The sequence below is a fragment of the Salidesulfovibrio brasiliensis JCM 12178 genome, from assembly GCF_001311825.1.
Lineage (GTDB): Bacteria > Desulfobacterota > Desulfovibrionia > Desulfovibrionales > Desulfovibrionaceae > Pseudodesulfovibrio > Pseudodesulfovibrio brasiliensis.
In genome coordinates, this window is sequence record NZ_BBCB01000180.1 from 1 (window position 1) to 597 (window position 597).

Here is a 597-nt window from a genome sequence, read left to right on the forward strand (position 1 = left end):
CCGTCGGGAGTTGGTGGACGACCTTCGGGGCGACTACGACGTGAGCATCCGTCGGGCATGCCGTATCGCGCTCATCTCCCGGTCGCTGTATGCCTACCGACGCAAGACCGACGATCAGGCCGAGCTCCGCATGAGAATCTGTGAGATCGCCGCAACCCGAGTTCGCTATGGTTACCGACGCATTCACGTATTGCTCTGCCGAGAAGGCTGGGAAATCAACCATAAGCGCGTATATCGCCTCTACAAGGAGGAGGGACTGTTGCTCCGCAGCAAAAGACCAAAGCGTATCGTAAGCGCAGTGCACCGTGAAAAAACAGAAAGCGCAACGCGGCCCGATGAAGTGTGGTCTATGGACTTCATGAGTGACGCTCTTTTTGACGGCCGCAGGTTCAAGCTGATGACGGTGGTCGACAACTATACGCGGGAAAGTCTGGCCATTGAAGCCGGCCAGGGTATTACGGGTGAGCAGGTGACCGAGGTGCTGGCAAAGATAGCCAGTGATCGGTCATTGCCAGCACGTATCAAGTGCGACAATGGACCGGAGTTCACGTCAAAGGCCTTGGATAAGTGGGCCTATGAACACCACGTTGAGCTGGA

Annotated in this window: 1 protein-coding gene; it reads left to right on the top strand. The window is 56.4% G+C overall.

From position 1 onward, the window contains the following. A partial coding sequence (locus tag JCM12178_RS17460; protein WP_054653244.1) for an IS3 family transposase occupies positions 1 to 597 on the top strand: 597 nt, incomplete at both ends.